15 protein-coding genes are annotated in these 15477 nt (G+C 69.0%); 6 read left to right on the plus strand and 9 right to left on the minus strand.

Features of this window, described 5'->3' with window-relative positions:
- Position 1: 1 nt before the first annotated feature.
- A complete protein-coding gene (locus QMO76_RS11545; RefSeq protein ID WP_306361235.1) occupies positions 2 to 961 on the plus strand; it encodes an alpha/beta hydrolase in 960 nt (319 codons plus the stop codon).
- 73 nt (positions 962 to 1034) lie between these two features.
- Complete coding sequence (locus tag QMO76_RS11550) at positions 1035 to 1484, plus strand: pyridoxamine 5'-phosphate oxidase family protein (RefSeq protein ID WP_306361236.1); 450 nt, start codon at positions 1035 to 1037, stop codon at positions 1482 to 1484.
- 22 nt (positions 1485 to 1506) lie between these two features.
- Here the strand turns inward: QMO76_RS11550 and QMO76_RS11555 are convergent, their stop codons facing one another.
- On the minus strand, positions 1507 to 2721 hold the full coding sequence (locus QMO76_RS11555) for a glutamate ABC transporter substrate-binding protein (protein ID WP_306361237.1): 1215 nt from the start codon (positions 2719 to 2721) through the stop codon (positions 1507 to 1509).
- Positions 2722 to 2879: 158 nt separating this feature from the next.
- Positions 2880 to 3296 (minus strand): DUF4189 domain-containing protein, encoded by a 417-nt coding sequence (locus QMO76_RS11560; RefSeq protein ID WP_306361238.1) that lies wholly within the window; start codon positions 3294 to 3296, stop codon positions 2880 to 2882.
- Between the two features lie 206 nt (positions 3297 to 3502).
- On the opposite strand from QMO76_RS11560, the gene QMO76_RS11565 reads away from it, so the two are divergent.
- The gene (locus tag QMO76_RS11565) at positions 3503 to 4726 is read left to right on the plus strand and encodes an RtcB family protein (RefSeq protein WP_306361239.1); all 1224 of its coding nucleotides are present in this window, start codon (positions 3503 to 3505) and stop codon (positions 4724 to 4726) included.
- 54 nt (positions 4727 to 4780) lie between these two features.
- On the opposite strand, the gene QMO76_RS11570 is transcribed toward QMO76_RS11565, so the two are convergent.
- The gene (locus QMO76_RS11570; RefSeq protein ID WP_306361240.1) at positions 4781 to 5263 is read right to left on the minus strand and encodes a hypothetical protein; all 483 of its coding nucleotides are present in this window, start codon (positions 5261 to 5263) and stop codon (positions 4781 to 4783) included.
- A gap of 445 nt (positions 5264 to 5708) precedes the next feature.
- Here QMO76_RS11570 and QMO76_RS11575 point away from each other — a divergent pair, with 445 nt between their 5' ends.
- A complete protein-coding gene (locus QMO76_RS11575; RefSeq protein ID WP_306361241.1) occupies positions 5709 to 7829 on the plus strand; it encodes an ATP-dependent DNA helicase RecQ in 2121 nt (706 codons plus the stop codon).
- Between the two features lie 90 nt (positions 7830 to 7919).
- Here QMO76_RS11575 and QMO76_RS11580 read toward each other — a convergent pair whose 3' ends face one another.
- Positions 7920 to 8351 (minus strand): MarR family winged helix-turn-helix transcriptional regulator, encoded by a 432-nt coding sequence (locus tag QMO76_RS11580; RefSeq protein ID WP_306361242.1) that lies wholly within the window; start codon positions 8349 to 8351, stop codon positions 7920 to 7922.
- A 102-nt stretch (positions 8352 to 8453) separates the two neighbouring features.
- On the opposite strand from QMO76_RS11580, the gene QMO76_RS11585 reads away from it, so the two are divergent.
- On the plus strand, positions 8454 to 9371 hold the full coding sequence (locus tag QMO76_RS11585) for an NAD-dependent epimerase/dehydratase family protein (protein WP_306361243.1): 918 nt from the start codon (positions 8454 to 8456) through the stop codon (positions 9369 to 9371).
- 85 nt (positions 9372 to 9456) lie between these two features.
- On the opposite strand, the gene QMO76_RS11590 is transcribed toward QMO76_RS11585, so the two are convergent.
- Positions 9457 to 9897, minus strand: a complete 441-nt coding sequence (locus tag QMO76_RS11590) for a hypothetical protein (protein WP_306361244.1) — start codon at positions 9895 to 9897, stop codon at positions 9457 to 9459.
- Positions 9898 to 10111: 214 nt separating this feature from the next.
- Here QMO76_RS11590 and QMO76_RS11595 point away from each other — a divergent pair, with 214 nt between their 5' ends.
- Positions 10112 to 11209 (plus strand): methyltransferase, encoded by a 1098-nt coding sequence (locus QMO76_RS11595; protein WP_306361245.1) that lies wholly within the window; start codon positions 10112 to 10114, stop codon positions 11207 to 11209.
- Positions 11210 to 11309: 100 nt separating this feature from the next.
- Here QMO76_RS11595 and QMO76_RS11600 read toward each other — a convergent pair whose 3' ends face one another.
- The 4 genes from QMO76_RS11600 to rpmA all read right to left on the minus strand — a co-directional run bounded on the left by QMO76_RS11600 (position 11310) and on the right by rpmA (position 15367).
- Positions 11310 to 11747 carry a DUF4254 domain-containing protein gene (locus QMO76_RS11600; protein WP_306361246.1) on the minus strand — a complete coding sequence of 146 codons (438 nt, stop codon included), beginning with the start codon at positions 11745 to 11747 and terminating at the stop codon, positions 11310 to 11312.
- 467 nt (positions 11748 to 12214) lie between these two features.
- Positions 12215 to 13315, minus strand: a complete 1101-nt coding sequence (gene proB, locus QMO76_RS11605; protein ID WP_306361587.1) for a glutamate 5-kinase — start codon at positions 13313 to 13315, stop codon at positions 12215 to 12217.
- A gap of 141 nt (positions 13316 to 13456) precedes the next feature.
- A complete protein-coding gene (obgE, locus tag QMO76_RS11610; protein WP_306361247.1) occupies positions 13457 to 14917 on the minus strand; it encodes a GTPase ObgE in 1461 nt (486 codons plus the stop codon).
- Between the two features lie 189 nt (positions 14918 to 15106).
- Complete coding sequence (gene rpmA / locus QMO76_RS11615; RefSeq protein WP_306361248.1) at positions 15107 to 15367, minus strand: 50S ribosomal protein L27; 261 nt, start codon at positions 15365 to 15367, stop codon at positions 15107 to 15109.
- Positions 15368 to 15477: the final 110 nt, after the last annotated feature.

Consider the following 15477-nt stretch of genomic DNA (forward strand, 5'->3'; position numbering starts at 1 on the left):
GATGCCCCTCTCCCCCGAATGGCGATCCTTCGTCGACGCCGCGACGGCGGCCTTCCCCGCTCTGGGCACCGAGGTCTGTGACGCCGCCGCGGCGCGGGCCTTCCTGGCTGCCCGGCCGACGCCGGTGATGGAGCCGATACCCGTTGCCGGGGTTGAGGATTGGCTGGTGCCCGGACCGCCGGACGCCCCCGGGGTGCCGATCCGGCTGTACCGGCCACCGCATGCCGAGCCGATACCCGCCGTCGTGGCCTTCTACCACGGCGGGGGGTTCGTCCTGTGCGGGCTCGACAGCCACGACCGGTTCTGCCGGGCCATGGCCGACGCGGCGGGCGTCATCGTGGTGTCGGTCGACTACCGACGTGCCCCCGAGGCCCGCTTCCCGGCCGCCGCCGACGACGCCTACGCGGCACTGCGCTGGGTGGCCGAGCACGCCGAATCCCTCGGCGGCGACCCGGCCCGCATCGCCGTCGCCGGTGACAGCGCGGGCGGCAACCTCGCCACCGTCGCCGCTCTCCGCGCCCGTGACACCGGCGGCCCCGATATCGCCTTCCAACTGCTGCTCTACCCGATGCTCGACCCGGCCTGCGACAGCCCCTCCTACACCGACAATGCCGAGGGCTACTTCACCACCGCCACCCACCTGCACTGGTACTGGCAGCAGTATCTGCGCACCCCCGCCGACGCGAGCCATCCCTACGCCAATCCGACCCGAGCCGATCTTGCCGGGCTGCCGCCCGCCCACATCGTCACCGCCGAATTCGACCCGCTGCGCGACGAGGGCGAAGCCTACGGCCGACGCCTGCGCGAGGCCGGGGTGGCGGCGGAGGTCGAGCGCTGGGACGGCACCGTCCACGGTTTCATGTCCATGGCCTGGCACCTCCCGGAGACCGAGCGCGCCAATGCGACCGCCTTCGCCGCCCTGCGCACCGCCCTCACCCGCACCGCGCGTGTGCCCCGATAGACCTTGCCGAATGTAGAGGGTCCGTTCTATAACTATATGGAACGAATACTCTACATCGGTCAGGAGCTGGGTCATGTCGGACGAACTGTTCGCCGCCGCACGGGAGATGCTGCGGACGACCACGTACGGATTTCTCACCACGGTCGCCGACGGGCGCGTCCACACCCGCCTCGTGCAGCACGCGGGTGTCGATGCCGACGACACCATCTGGATCGGCACCAGCCCGAAATCCCGCAAGGCAGCCGATATCGCGGCCTCCCCCGAGGTGACCTACGCCGTCGAGGACCGGCCGGGGATCGCCTACGCGTGCGTGTACGCCACCGCCACCATCGTCGACGACCCCGAGGAGCGAAAAGCCCGGTGGGTGAACGGTTTCGAGCTGTTCTTCCCGGGCGGGCCGGAGGGCGACGACTTCGTGCTGCTGCGGCTGCGCCCCACCGCCGTCGAGGTCATGGACTTCACCCGCGAGATCCACCCGGATCCCTTCGGCCTGGTGCCCGCGCGTGCGGAGCGGGCACGCTGAGCTCGGTGCCCCCACGAAAGGTTCAGGGCTCGACGAAATCGGCGGCGATGGAACACAGCCGCCACTCGCCGTCGCGGCGCACCATGGTGCCGGTGTAGTCGATGTCCCTGAAGTAGTGCCGGTACTTCTCCGGGATATTGCTGAAGGATTCGTGTGCCAGGTAGGTGGCCGAATTCGGGCTGGTCTGGGTGATGCCGGTGATCGTCTTGGTGAAGCCCGCGGATCGCACCTCCGGGCCCAGGGTGCGGTCGTACTGCGGGGTGTACTGAATGACGAGATCGTCGATGTCCCGAGCGGTCTCCGGACAGACCAGCTGCTGGAATCCCTCCCAGTCCTGGGCGTTGAAGGTCGCGGCGATGGCCTCGGTGATGCGGACCAGCTCCGGATCGAGCTGGGTGAGGTCGCCTGGGGCGATCTCCTTGTCCGGTGCGTTGAAAACCGGTGGGGGCGGCAGGGTTCGGTGCCCGGACGGGCTGATATTGGCGTCGACGGCGCGCCGCCAGCTGCCGTCGTCGATCATCATGCGGATGGCCCGGGTGATCCGGGCCTGCTTATCGATATCGCCCTTGCGTACGCCGACCCCGTAGCGCTCACGGGTGAAGCGATGCCCCACCACGCGCAGGGTGCCGGGGTGCTGGGCGGCGTAGCCGGCGAGGATCACGTCATCGGTGGAGACCGCGTCCACGGTGCCGGTGAGCAGGTCGCCGACACACTGCACATAGGTGTCACGGGTGACGAGGGCCGCGCGGGCGGCGAAGTCCTTGCGAATCTTGTCCGCCGAGCTGGAGCCCTCCGCGGTGCAGACCGTGCGGCCGTTGAGATCCTCGGGGCGTTCGATCTCCCGCTCGCTCTGCCGGACGAGCAGATCCTGCCCCGCGACGAGATACGGCCCGGCGAAGGACACCTGCTGCTGGCGACCCGCGGTAATGGAGTAGGAGGCGACCACGAAATCCACCTCGCCCGAATTCAACAGGCGCTCGCGCTCGTCCGAGCGCGCCTCCTTCCATACGATGTGCTCGGGCGTGACACCGAGCCTGCCCGCGATATAGGTGGCGGTGTCGGCGTCGAAACCGCGTGGCACGCCGTCCGGCCCCATGACCGACATTCCCGGCTGATCGAATTTGATCCCGATGGTCAGCGACGGCGGCTGCTGCCGCACAACGGGTTCGGTCTCCTCACCACAGGCCGCGACGGTCAGACCGACGGCGACAACGCCGGCGAGGCTCACGCCTTTCATCGACAACGCTTCTCCTGTCTGCGGTGGTACGGAATGCGCGCGCTCCATGTGCAAGTGAAATCGAAGTCGTGCACATCCAACCATTCGACAGCGGAAAACTCGGCGAACTCGAATACTTCCGACTCGAATTCCTCCGAATGTTTATGTCGATTCGCCCGCTAGGACGCGTTTGCCGTACAGGCCGAGAGCGCTACTCGGGCGGGTCGCGGGGAAGCGCTGCCGAGGTCGGGGAACGGCGGATGCGATTCTCCCAAACCACCCACGGCGGCCGCCTCGGCCTCGGCGCGCGACGGCGCTGCCGCCCACCCGTACGCACCGTCCGCGCCCTGGGCCACCGCGGCGCATCCGCCATTGAACCGCAGCACTATCTCGCAGTCGTACACATTGCAGTCCTTGATGGCGGCGGCGTCGGCGGTGACCCGGCTGGATTCGTCGGTGGAGGCGACCACCACATTGCCGAGCCGGGAAATCGCGATGGTGCCGTACTGCCCCGCGGCCTGGGCGGGTGCGGCGAAACCCAGCGCACAGACGGCGACGGCGGCGGCGGTGACGGCGGCACTACGAGCGAGCGACACGAGAATCCCCACTATTTCAGAAGCGATCGAACGAGGGCGATGCTAGACGAGGACGGCGGCACCGGGGTAGCACTCGGCCGACGAGCACCGCCGTAGCGTCGGCCGAACGGCGCGACGCGGCGACGTCACCCCGGCCCGATATTCGGATGCGCGCACGTCCGCTCTGTCCTTACGGTGGACATGTTCATTGAAGGAAGGACCGGACAATGTTTCCCGTCGAGCTGCGCGGAACGCGCGCGCAGACGCTCATGTGGGCGCACGAGCACGAAGTCGACCCCGCCGCCTTGCGGCAGTTGCGCAATATCGCGCAGCTGGAATGGGTGCACGGCGTACGTGTGATGCCCGATGTGCATCTCGGCAAGGGCGCCACCGTCGGATCCGTCATCGCCATGCGGGACGCGGTCGCGCCCGCCGCGGTCGGCGTCGATATCGGCTGCGGAATGGAGGCCGTGCGCACCTCGCTCACGGCCGCGCGGTTGCCCGACGATCTGCTGTCGCTGCGGTCCCGCATCGAGGCGGCGGTGCCGGTCGGATTCACGGCGCATCGGGAGCCGGTGAATGTGCGGCGGCTCGAGGCCGAGGTGCACGGTCAGCGCGCGGCGGGCACCACGCTGCGCACCGGCTGGGAACGATTCTGGAAGTCCTTCGATACGCTGCATTCCGGAGTGCTGTCGCTGGAATCCAAGGCGCACAAGCAGATGGGATCGCTGGGATCCGGAAATCATTTCGTGGAAGTCTGCCTCGATACCGAGCAGAATGTGTGGATTCTGCTGCATTCCGGAAGCCGGAATATCGGCAAGGAACTCGCCGAGCGGCATATGGCGATCGCTCGGGCGCTGCCGCACAATCGGGATCTGCCGGACCGGGATCTGGCGGTATTCCTCTCCGGGACACCGGAAATGGAGGCGTACCGGCGGGATCTCACCTGGGCGCAGGAGTACGCGGCCCGCAATCGGGCCGTGATGCTGGCACTGGTGTGCAAGGCCGTGCGGGACGAATTCGCCGGACTCGACGTGCGTTTCGACGAGCCGATCTCCTGCCACCACAATTATGTGGCGGAGGAGGTCGTCGACGGGGTGCCCATGCTGGTGACGCGCAAGGGTGCCGTGCGGGCGGGTGCGGGCGATCTGGCGCTGATTCCCGGCTCCATGGGCACGCGGTCGTATGTGGTGCGCGGCAAGGGAAACCCGGCCTCGTTCCAGTCCGCGTCGCACGGTGCGGGCCGCCGGATGAGCCGCAACGCCGCCAAGAAGCAGTTCACGGTGGCGGATCTGATCGCGCAGACCGAGGGCGTGGAGTCGCGCAAGGACGCCGGGGTGATCGACGAGATCCCCGCGGCGTACAAGAACATCGACGACGTCATCGACGCCCAGCGCGATCTGGTCGACGTCGTGGCGACGCTGCGGCAGGTGCTGTGCGTGAAGGGCTGATCCCGCACCGGATGCCGCGCGGCCGCCAGCGAGAGACGGCCGCGCGGCTTCGGCTCAGCGGCGCAGCAGTGCGCCCACGATGCCCGCACCCAGCAGCATGACCCCGGAGATGAGCGCGAAACCGTAAGTGACCCAGGCGTGCAGCGCCACCGTCATCTCGCTGGAGATGAGCGGCAGGTCCCCGATCAGCCGGAAGGTGTCGTCGGGGAACAGCAGGTGCAGCACGCCCGGGAACACGCCCCACACCAGGCTCGCCACCATGGTGCCCAGCGGTGAGTAGGCGGCCAGCACCGCCACCAGCATGAGCAGCAGCGAGCCCACGATGATCTGCACCGACGCGGCGAACCGGTCGGTCACCGCGCCGACGATCACCCAGTAGCGGATATCCAGCCCGCCATTGGCCGCCAGGGCGATACCGATCGGCATCATCACCAACCCCGCCGCCACCCCGGTGACCGACCGCGACGTGGCGGAACCGCTGGTGAACTGTGCGCCGGGCGGACTCCACCCCGCGGGCGACGGAAACTTCTGACCCATGACGCCTCCCATACCCCCGGGACGCGCCCACCGGTCCCCGGGTTCCCCCCATTGTCCGGCAACACGCCCCGGCCCGCCCGATCTTGACCGCACCGCAACCAAGACTCCGGTCACTCGCTACCCGGATCGCCCCTCCGATATCTCGTCGTCGCCCGTACGCCGGACAACCGCGGCCCGGCGGCTCCCGCTCTCACGGAGATATCGAGGTCGTGCCCGCGCGCCTCGCCGCCGACCACGCCGGTATCGGCGGTGGCCGGACCGGCCGGGGTCCGGCGGCAGTGGGAGCCGTTCCCGCGGCCGGGTGCCGCACCCGGAGATACTCGGCCGCGGCGACCGGATCGGGGCCGCCGAATCACCGGCCCGAACGCCTGGACGCGGTGCGTGAGCGTGGGAAAGGGTGCGGGAAGCCCCCGCTCGCGGTCGGCTGTCGGCGGTGTGAGGCACCATGGAGCGCGTGACCCCGACCAACGCGACCTCTCCGACCGAGACCAGTGCGGCGCTGCGGGACGACGCCGAACGGCTGCTGCGCGAACTCGCGGGACCGTCCGCGCGGCTCCGGGAGGATCAGTGGACCGCCATCGAGGCGCTGGTGGTGCGGCGACGGCGGGCGCTGGTGGTGCAGCGCACCGGCTGGGGCAAGTCCGCGGTGTACTTCATCGCGGCCAAACTGCTGCGGGCGGCGGGTCGCGGCCCGACGGTGATCGTGTCCCCGCTGCTGGCGCTCATGCGCAACCAGGTCGCGGCGGCCGAGCGGGCCGGAGTGGTGGCGGCCACCATCAACTCCGGCAATGTCACCGAATGGGACGAGATCCACGCGCGGGTGGCCGAGGGCGACGTGGATGTGCTGCTGGTGAGCCCGGAACGGCTGAACAATCCCGACTTCCGCGATGCGGTGCTGCCGAAGCTGGCCGCCGATGCCGGACTGGTGGTCGTCGATGAGGCGCACTGCGTCTCCGACTGGGGCCACGACTTCCGGCCGGACTACCGGCGCATCCGCACCCTCATCGCCGATCTCGGCTCCGACGTGCCGGTGCTGGCCACCACCGCGACCGCCAATGATCGCGTGGTCACCGACGTGGCCACCCAGATCGGCACCGACACGCTGGTGCTGCGCGGCAGCCTCGATCGCGAATCGCTGCGGCTGTCGGTGGTGCACATCGCCGACGCGGTCGAGCGCACCGCGTGGCTCAGCCAGCACCTGCGCGAACTGCCCGGCTCCGGGATCGTCTACACGCTCACCGTCGCCGCCGCGCACGACCTCGCCGACGTGCTCAACTCCCACGGCCACCAGGTCGCCGCCTACACCGGCCAGACCGAGCCCACCGAGCGCGAGGCCCTCGAGCTGGCGCTGTTGAACAACGAGGTCAAGGCGCTCATCGCCACCTCGGCGCTGGGGATGGGCTTCGACAAACCCGATCTCGGATTCGTGGTGCACGTCGGCGCGCCCTCCTCCCCCATCTCCTACTACCAGCAGGTGGGCCGCGCGGGGCGCGGTACCGAGCGCGCCGAGGTGGTGCTGCTGCCCGGTCCGGAGGACCGGCGCATCTGGAGCTACTTCGCCTCGGTCGCCTTCCCGCGCGAACACATCGTGCACTCGGTGCTGGACAGTCTGGACCGGGATCGGCCGCTGTCCACCGCCGCGCTGGAACCGCTGGTCGAACTGAATCGCTCGCGGCTGGAGATGGTGCTCAAGGTCCTGGATGTGGACGGCGCGGTCAAGCGGGTGCGCGGCGGCTGGATCGCCACCGGCGAACCGTGGACCTACGACACCGAACGCTATGAACGGCTCGCCGCCGCCCGCGATGCCGAACAGCAGGCCATGATCGACTACCAGGCCACCGCCGAATGCCGGATGAACTTCCTGCGCCGCCAACTCGACGATCCGGGCCTCATGGCCGACTCACCCGGCTGCGGACGCTGCGACAACTGCACGGGCACTCGCCCGGATACCGGCGTGGACACCGCGCAGGTATCCGAGATCCGGGCCCGCCTGGACCGGCCGGGTATCGATCTGGCCCCGCGCAAGCAGTGGCCGACGGGTATGGCCAAACTCGGAATCTCCTTGTCCGGCAAGATATCCGACGGCGCCGAGACCGGCCGGGTGCTGGGCCGCCTGAGCGATCTCGGCTGGGGCCAACGGTTGCGCGCCCTGCTCGACGCACCGGACGGCCCGGTGCCGGACGAGTTCTTCCGGGCCTGCACGGTGGTACTGCGCGAATGGGATTGGGCGCGGCGGCCCACCGCCGTCATGGCCATGGAATCACCCACCCACCCGATCCTCGCGGCCTCCCTGGCCGCCCGGCTCGCCCAGATCGGCCGCCTGCGCGACCTCGGCGTCCTGCACCGGCGCCCGGACCTGCCCCCGGTCTCGGCCGTCAACTCCGCCCACCGCGTGGCTGCCCTCCACAATGCCTGGGAGACACCGGATCTCACCACCGTGGACGGCCCAATCCTGCTGGTGGACACCCTCACCGACACCGGCTGGACCTTCACCATGGCCGCGCGCACCCTGCGCGCCGCCGGAGCCGAAGCGGTCCTGCCCTTCGCCCTGGCCACACCGTCCTGACGGCTCGGGGCCGGCCAGCACACCCGGCCCCGCTCGACTCGGCGACCGGGTCGGATAGTTGTTCGATGCAGAACGGCCGACGGTGACCGGTCAGGAGTTCCCTTCCAGCTGAGCTACCCAGGCGGCGAACCGGCTGTCGTTCCGAGCATCGGACAATGCCGTCCGTAACGCTTGCAGATACGTCTGGCGGGCGGTCCTGACCAGCTCGCGCCCACGGTCGGTGATCTGGGTGTAGACACCCCGCCGATCGGACTCGCACAAGTACCGTTCCGTCAGACCCGCGCGGTCCAGTCGGCTCACCAAACGGCTGACCGAACTGTGTTGGAGTGGAATCGATTCTGCGAGAACCTGCTGGCGGAGGTGCCCCCCGTCGTCGGAGTACTCGAGTGCCGCGAGAGCCAGGTATTCCGTGACAGAGATCCCATGCGAGCGCTGCAACGCCTGTTCGGTGGTGTCATCGATGCTGGCGTGCAGGAGCCGGAGGGCATGCGCGCTGCGCTCCAGTTCGGTCGGCAGGCGCACCTCGGGACGGACGCTGGATTCCATAACCCAGTTTGACACGGGCTACCTGTATCTACACTATGTGCACATACACATATTGTAGATACACGCAATGGAGAAGGTATGCGAGTGTTCGTTACCGGGGTTACCGGATTCATCGGCGGGTCGATTGCGACCAGGCTCGTTCACGAGGGCCATCGGGTTGCGGGATTGACGCGGTCGCTCGACCGAGTCGACAGGTTGGCGGAACTCGGCATCGAGCCGGTTGTCGGCACCCTGGACGAGGTCGACGTGGTGGCCGGTGCCGCTGGCGCCGCGGACGCCGTGATCAACGCGGCGGACAGTGATCATCGGGGCGTGGTCCACACCTTGATCGATGCCTTGGCCGGGACCGGAAAGCCGTTGCTACACACGAGTGGGACCAGCATCGTCGGCGACGACGCACGCGGGCATGCTTCGAACGCCGTGTTCACCGAGGCAGATGTGCGGCCGGGCGGGCAATGGCGGCCGACGTCGGACAAAGCGGCGAGGGTGGCGATCGATCGCCTCGCCATCGCAGCAGCTGACCGAAACGTACGGTCGGTCGTTTTGTGCAACAGCCTGATCTACGGACACGGCCGGGGTATCGGGCGCGACAGCGTGCAGCTCCCACGACTGGTAGCCCACGCGAGGCGCTCCGGGGCGGCCAGATACCTGGGTCCGGGCGAAAACCGTTGGTCTACAGTACATATCGACGATGCTGTCGATCTCTATCTGCGCGCCCTCGATAGTGCGCCCGCGGGGTCGTTCTACTTCGTGGAGAACGGTGAAGCCTCGTTCGGCGAGATGGCTGGTGCAATCGCCGATGTCATGGGCCTCGGCGAGGCTCAGTCGTGGGATGTCGAGGCTGCGATTGCCGAGTGGGGGTACGAGGTTGCCGTATACGCGCTCGGGTCCAACAGTAGAGTGCGTGGCGAGGCGGCCCGAAACGAATTGTCCTGGACACCTCGCTACGATTCCGTGCTGCATTGGATCCGTACCGAGATGAACGCGGCCGAGTGATATATACGTCATCCATTGTGCAGCCGAGCCGACATCGCGTTGCTGACAACGTGGGCGCCTGGAGCCAGGCGCCCACACCATCAGGCTAGTTGCAGGTCCGCGTAATATGCTTGCCGATCTTCGTGGAAGCATCGGTCAGTTTCGTGGCATTCTCCTGAGCCTCCACCGTTTTGCCCTGCAATTCCTCCAAAGCGGTGTCGGGGTTGGAGAAGTCGATTTCCGAAAGATCGAGTCCGGCTTCACTGGCGTCGGCGAACGCCACCCAGTCGGCGCGGATATCGGCAGGGGCGACTTCAGCGATCCGACGTGCCTTGCCGATGAGCTCTGCCGAGGTCGATGCCGCCGCCAGATCGCCCAGTTCCTCGACCGCCTCACAGTATTCGGCTGTGCTTGCGCCGGAATCCGCGGTCGTTGTCGAGGTGCCGGTGCCGACGGGAGCACTCGTCTTCGTCGAACTGCCGCCGCATCCGCTCAGCGCGCCGACGCTGATGGTGACTGCGAGAATTATCATGGTGGTTCGGCGCATGGCGACGATTGTTCCTTCCGGTCGATGGTTCGACCTGATCGAAACAGCCGGTAACCCGGACCGGCAAACCGAGAATCTCAAGTAATTGTCAAATCAAGCGCGGACACACACGCGAGAGCCAGCACTGGCTCGGACCGAATGCGACCGCGCCCCAGCGATCGAGGCGGCGTAGGCTCGACGGGTGCGAGCAGCACCGACCAGCGATGGAGTCGCCATGGCATTCGGATCGATGAAACTGCCTCCGCCACCGCTGGTGCGCGTGCTCGGGCTGGTGCGCGACGGGCTCGCGGCGCTGCATCGGCATCTGGTGCCCGGGCATATCGCATTGCTCGAATTGCAGATGACCGGGTTTCTGGCACCGGCGATTCAGGCGGCGGCGCAGCTCGGGGTCGCCGATGCGCTGGCGGACGGGCCGAAACGGGTGGAGGAGCTGGCGCAGGCGGTGGGGGCCGATGCGGATGCGCTGGAGCGGCTGCTGCGGCTGCTGGTCAGCTTCGACGTGTTCACGCGGCGGCGCGACGGGACGTACGCACTGAACGGAATGTCGCGGGCGCTGCGGTCCGACGGTCCGGTCACGCTGCGGGATCTGTCCCTGTTCTTCGGGTCCGAGTATCACCGCCGCCATTGGACGCATCTGGCCGATGCGGTGCGGACCGGAAAGCCGGTGGGGCCCGGCCTGGACGGGGCGGGCTTCTTCGAATACGCCGCCCAGCACCGGGAACTCGGTGAGCTGTTCGACCGCGCCATGGCCAGCGTGAACACCCTCGCCATCGAACCGCTGCTCGCCGCATACGATTTCGACCGCTTCGACACGGTGGTCGATATCGGTGGCGGACGCGGGGCCCTGCTCGCCGAGATCCTGCACCGCCACCGGGGCACGCACGGCATCCTCTTCGATCTGCCGCGGGTGGTGGCGGAACCCTCCGGCGATATCGCGGAACTCGCACTGGCCCAGCGCCTTACGCTGCGGTCCGGATCGTTCTTCGAATCGGTGCCCGAGGGCGGCGACGCCTATATCCTCGAGCACATCCTGCACGACTGGCCCGACGCCGACGCCGAGCGTCTGCTGCGCACCGTGCGCACGGCCATGACGCCCGAGGCCACCCTCCTCGTCATCGAGATCGTGCTGCCCGAACACCAGCGCCCGCACGCGGGCAAATTCATCGACCTGGAGATGCTGGTCAACTCCGGCGGCCGGGAACGCACCACCGAGCAGTTCCGAGAGCTCTTGTCCCGCAGCGGGTTCACCCTCACACGCATCGTGGACACGGCCGCTCCCGACAGCGTTCTCGAAGCCCGCCCGACCGCCTAGCCGACGATACGGCCGGCGGCCGTGGTGGTCGCGGCCGCGCCCCCTGCGCGCGACCACGACCACCGCACCCCGGGCGTCCGGCTCCCGGGGCCGGCACATCTCAGGCCGATCGGCGCACCGGCGCGCCGACCATTCCGGTCACCTGGGCCACCCGGTCGGTCCACCCGTCCGCCATGGAGGCCAGCAGGAACCACGCCGCGTGCACCCGTTCATCGGAGACGGCGTCGACGGTGCGCAGCAGGTGCACGGCCCGCACATGGGCGGCGGCCATGGCGTCGACCACGGCACCGAGCGACTCCCCGCACGCCGCGGCGGTCTCGGCACGGCGAGCGCGGCGCAGCACGTAATCGTCGATGCACTCGACCATATGGGCGCGCCTGCGGTCGATCTCGGCGGCGCACTCCGGCCGGTCCCGGCGCGCCAGATGCGATTCGGCCAGCAGTCGAGCCCAGCGGGTCACGGGATGATCCTCCGGCTGATCGCCGATATGGCCGCAGAACGCGGCCAGAAGTTCATGCCAGTCGGGCAGTACGTGCATACCTACCTCCACGGCGGTGCGGGCGCACCCGGCGCCGCTGGCGGTCACCGAACCGCGAGCCCGGCGCGGCAAGGGCGGACCGCACCGGATCCGGGACCGCTATCGGCGAAGGGCACATGCGATACGGCGCCGGGTGCCCCTCCAGCATGCGCCGTACAGGCCGTCCGCCCACTGCCCTTCCGGTGGCCTTCCGTCGCCCTTACACCCGGGACACGCCAGCTCCCACGGGCTCCCCTGGCGCGCCCCCACCCCGAAAACCGTTGCTATTACTCATGACCCACCCGAAAGAATCCGCGCGGGTGCCATGCCATCGCACCCATCCGGCGCGGTTCGTCACCGCCACAGCGCCTACCCGAGTCCGATGGCCGGTGCGCGGATACGGCCCACCGCGCAGCGCCCGACGAGAGCGGGCAGCCGCCCCCGCACGGCGCTCGTCATCCGCGCACAGCAGTGCTCCTGCGCCACGCTCACACCTTCACGAGGTCGTCGGCGTGCACGACGGGGCGTTGCATGCCTTCCGGTAGGTCTGTGGTGGAGCGGCCCTTCATGGTCTCCAGTTCGTCGCTGTCGTAGCAGACGATGCCGCGGGCGACCACCCGGCCGTCGGGTGCCACCAGGCTGATCACGTCGCCGCCGTAGAAGCGGCCGCGTACCTCGGTGATCCCCGCGGCGAGCAGGGAGCTGCGGCGCTCCGCCACCGCCCGCACCGCGCCCTCGTCGAGGTGCACGGCACCGCGGCTGTCGGCGGCGTGGCGGACCCAGAACTTGCGGGCGGACAACCGGACCGGCCGTGCGGCGAACGCGGTGCCCACCGTCGCCCCCGAGAGTGCGGCGGCCGCGTCGGAGGCGGCGGCCAGCAGCACCGGCACCCCCGCGTCGGCGGCCAGCCGCGCCGCCGAAAGCTTCGACGCCATACCTCCGGTGCCCAGCGCGCCGCCGCTGCCCGCGATCACCCCGTCCAGATCCGCGCTGCTGCGCACCTCCGGAATGAAGTTCGCGTCGCCCTTGCGCGGGTCGCCGTCATAGAGGCCGTCCACGTCGGACAGCAGCACCAGCGCGTCCGCGCCCACCAGGTGCGCCACCAGCGCCGCCAGCCGGTCGTTGTCGCCGAAGCGGATCTCTTCCGTTGCGACGGTGTCGTTCTCGTTCACCACCGCGATGGCGTGCAGGGCGCGCAGCCGGTCCAGGGTGCGCTGGGCATTGCGGTGGGATTCCCGCCGCGAGAAGTCGTCCGCGCTGAGCAGCACCTGCCCGACCACGCGGCCGTAGCGGGCGAACGAGGTGCCCCAGGCGTGCGCCAGCGCCAACTGGCCCACACTGGCCGCGGCCTGTTTGGTGGCCAGATCCTTGGGACGGCTGGACAATCCGAGCGGCGCGATACCGGCGCCGATGGCTCCCGAGGACACCACCACCAGATCCGATCCGGCCCGCATGCGCGTCTCCACCGCGTCGGCCAGCCGATCCAGCCGACCGTTGTCGAGACCGCCCTCGAGACTGGTCAGCGCGGAGGAGCCGATCTTCACGACCACACTGCGCGCCGACGCGATGGCCCGCCGCGCCTCACTCAACTCGGAGTCCATCCGCGTGATACTCGAACTCACTGCACCACACCTCAATTCGCCCGCGATACATCCGCTGCACCGCCGCGGTCACTGTCGAACACCGCCCCGCCGCCCCGCCGCGATGCGCCGGCGAGCGGGTGTGGCGGCTCATTCCTCGTCGTCGTCCTCGCCCACCAGGCCGCGGCGCACCCGCGAGGCGTGCTTGCGCTCGGCGGCGCCGATGCGCTCGGTCTGGTCCAGCCGCGGATCCACGCCGCGCCGGGTCATCATGACCTCCACGCCCGCGGAGATCTGCGGCTCCCAGTCGAAGCACACATCGCCGATGGTCACCGGCGCGCCCGGCTGGGCGCCCAGCCGCACCAGCTCCTCTTCGACGCCGAGGCGGGCCAGGCGATCGGCCAGGTAGCCCACGGCCTCGTCGTTGTCGAACTGGGTCTGCGCCACCCAGCGCTCCGGACGCTCGCCGTAGACGATGAACCCGCCGTCGGTCTCCGGATCGCGGGCTACGCGGAATCCGCTGTCGCCCTTGGCGACCGGGCGAATGACCGGACGCTTCGGCTCGGCCTTGGGATGCGCCTTCCGATACTCGGAGACCAGCTCGGCGAGTGCGAAGGTCAAGGGTCGCAAGCCTTCCCGGCTCACCGCCGAGATCTTGAACACCGGCCAGCCGCGCTCGGCGAACTCCGGCAGCACGAAATCGGCCAGCTCGTCGGCATCGGGGACGTCGGCCTTGTTGAGAATGACCACGCGCGGCCGATCGGCCAGATCCCCCAGTCCGGCGTCGGCCTGCAGGGCGGGCTTGTAGGAGGCCAACTCGGCCTCGAGCGCGTCGACATCGGAGACCGGATCACGGCCCGGCTCCATGGTGGCGCAGTCGACCACATGGGCGAGCACCGCGCAGCGCTCCAGATGGCGGAGGAAGTCCAGCCCCAGCCCGCGCCCCTCACTCGCCCCCGGAATCAGCCCCGGCACATCGGCCACCGTGAAGGTGGTGTCTCCGGACTGCACCACCCCCAGATTCGGCACCAGCGTGGTGAACGGATAGTCCGCGATCTTGGGCTTGGCCGCCGAGAGCACCGAGACCAGCGAGGACTTACCGGCCGACGGGAAGCCCACCAGCCCCACGTCCGCCACCGACTTGAGCTCGAGGACCAGCTCGCGCTCCTGCCCCTGCTCACCGAGCAGCGCGAAACCGGGAGCCTTGCGCGCCTTCGACACCAGCGCGGCATTGCCGAGTCCGCCGCGACCGCCCTTGGCGGCGATGAAACGCTCGCCGTCGGCGACGAGATCGGCCAGGATCTGACCGTCCGCGGTCATGACGACGGTGCCGGAGGGCACCTTCAGCAGCAGTTCCTCACCCTGCTTGCCATTGCGGTTGCCGCCCTCGCCGGGCTTGCCGTTGCCGCCTTTGGCATGCGGGTGGAAGTGGAAGTCCAGCAGGGTGTGCACATTGGGATCGACCTCGAGGACCACGTCCCCGCCGTTGCCGCCGTTGCCGCCGTCGGGCCCGCCGAGCGGCTTGTACTTCTCGCGGTGCACGGAAGCGCACCCGTGCCCACCCTTGCCCGCTCGCACATGCAATACGACACGGTCGATGAATTTGGACATATCGGTGATCATCCTCCTTCAGGCTGTGCCTGATTTGCCCTGCGCTGCGCTCCGGGCGGGTTCGCGGCGCGCCAACAGGGTCAGGGCGAGGACGAACCCTCGGGTATTTCGCGAACGACAAAGCGGGTCAGGGTGTTCGTCCGCACCCTGACCCGCTTCGGAAAGTTGTGGAGAAGCTCCGTGACGGCGTCAGGCCGACACCGGCTCCACGATGTTGACGGTCTTGCGGCCCCGCTTGGTGCCGAACTCGACCGCGCCCGCCGCGAGGGCGAACAGCGTGTCGTCACCGCCACGGCCGACGTTCACGCCGGGGTGGAAGTGGGTGCCGCGCTGACGGACCAGGATCTCGCCCGCCTTGACGACCTGGCCGCCGAAGCGCTTCACACCGAGCCGCTGGGCATTCGAGTCGCGACCGTTGCGCGAGCTGGATGCACCCTTCTTATGTGCCATTTCAGAACTCCTCGTGCAGTTTCGATGCGGCACGACCGGGGCCCTACGTATTACGCAGGCTGCCGCCTCCGGGCCTGACCGCTCGTGCCGGGGTGCGAACCCCTGGTCGG

This window comes from Nocardia sp. CC227C (assembly GCF_030767025.1).
Taxonomy (GTDB): Bacteria; Actinomycetota; Actinomycetes; order Mycobacteriales; family Mycobacteriaceae; genus Nocardia.

Coding starts and splice junctions, on each gene's coding strand:
- QMO76_RS11565 (WP_306361239.1), top strand. CDS start 3,503: ATGTTTCCCGTCGAGCTGCGCGGAACGCGCGCGCAGACGCTCATGTGG.
- QMO76_RS11550 (WP_306361236.1), top strand. CDS start 1,035: ATGTCGGACGAACTGTTCGCCGCCGCACGGGAGATGCTGCGGACGACC.
- QMO76_RS11570 (WP_306361240.1), bottom strand. CDS start 5,263: ATGGGTCAGAAGTTTCCGTCGCCCGCGGGGTGGAGTCCGCCCGGCGCA.
- obgE (WP_306361247.1), bottom strand. CDS start 14,917: ATGTCCAAATTCATCGACCGTGTCGTATTGCATGTGCGAGCGGGCAAG.
- rpmA (WP_306361248.1), bottom strand. CDS start 15,367: ATGGCACATAAGAAGGGTGCATCCAGCTCGCGCAACGGTCGCGACTCG.
- QMO76_RS11575 (WP_306361241.1), top strand. CDS start 5,709: ATGGAGCGCGTGACCCCGACCAACGCGACCTCTCCGACCGAGACCAGT.
- QMO76_RS11545 (WP_306361235.1), top strand. CDS start 2: ATGCCCCTCTCCCCCGAATGGCGATCCTTCGTCGACGCCGCGACGGCG.
- QMO76_RS11585 (WP_306361243.1), top strand. CDS start 8,454: ATGCGAGTGTTCGTTACCGGGGTTACCGGATTCATCGGCGGGTCGATT.
- QMO76_RS11595 (WP_306361245.1), top strand. CDS start 10,112: ATGGCATTCGGATCGATGAAACTGCCTCCGCCACCGCTGGTGCGCGTG.
- QMO76_RS11555 (WP_306361237.1), bottom strand. CDS start 2,721: ATGAAAGGCGTGAGCCTCGCCGGCGTTGTCGCCGTCGGTCTGACCGTC.
- QMO76_RS11600 (WP_306361246.1), bottom strand. CDS start 11,747: ATGCACGTACTGCCCGACTGGCATGAACTTCTGGCCGCGTTCTGCGGC.
- QMO76_RS11590 (WP_306361244.1), bottom strand. CDS start 9,897: ATGCGCCGAACCACCATGATAATTCTCGCAGTCACCATCAGCGTCGGC.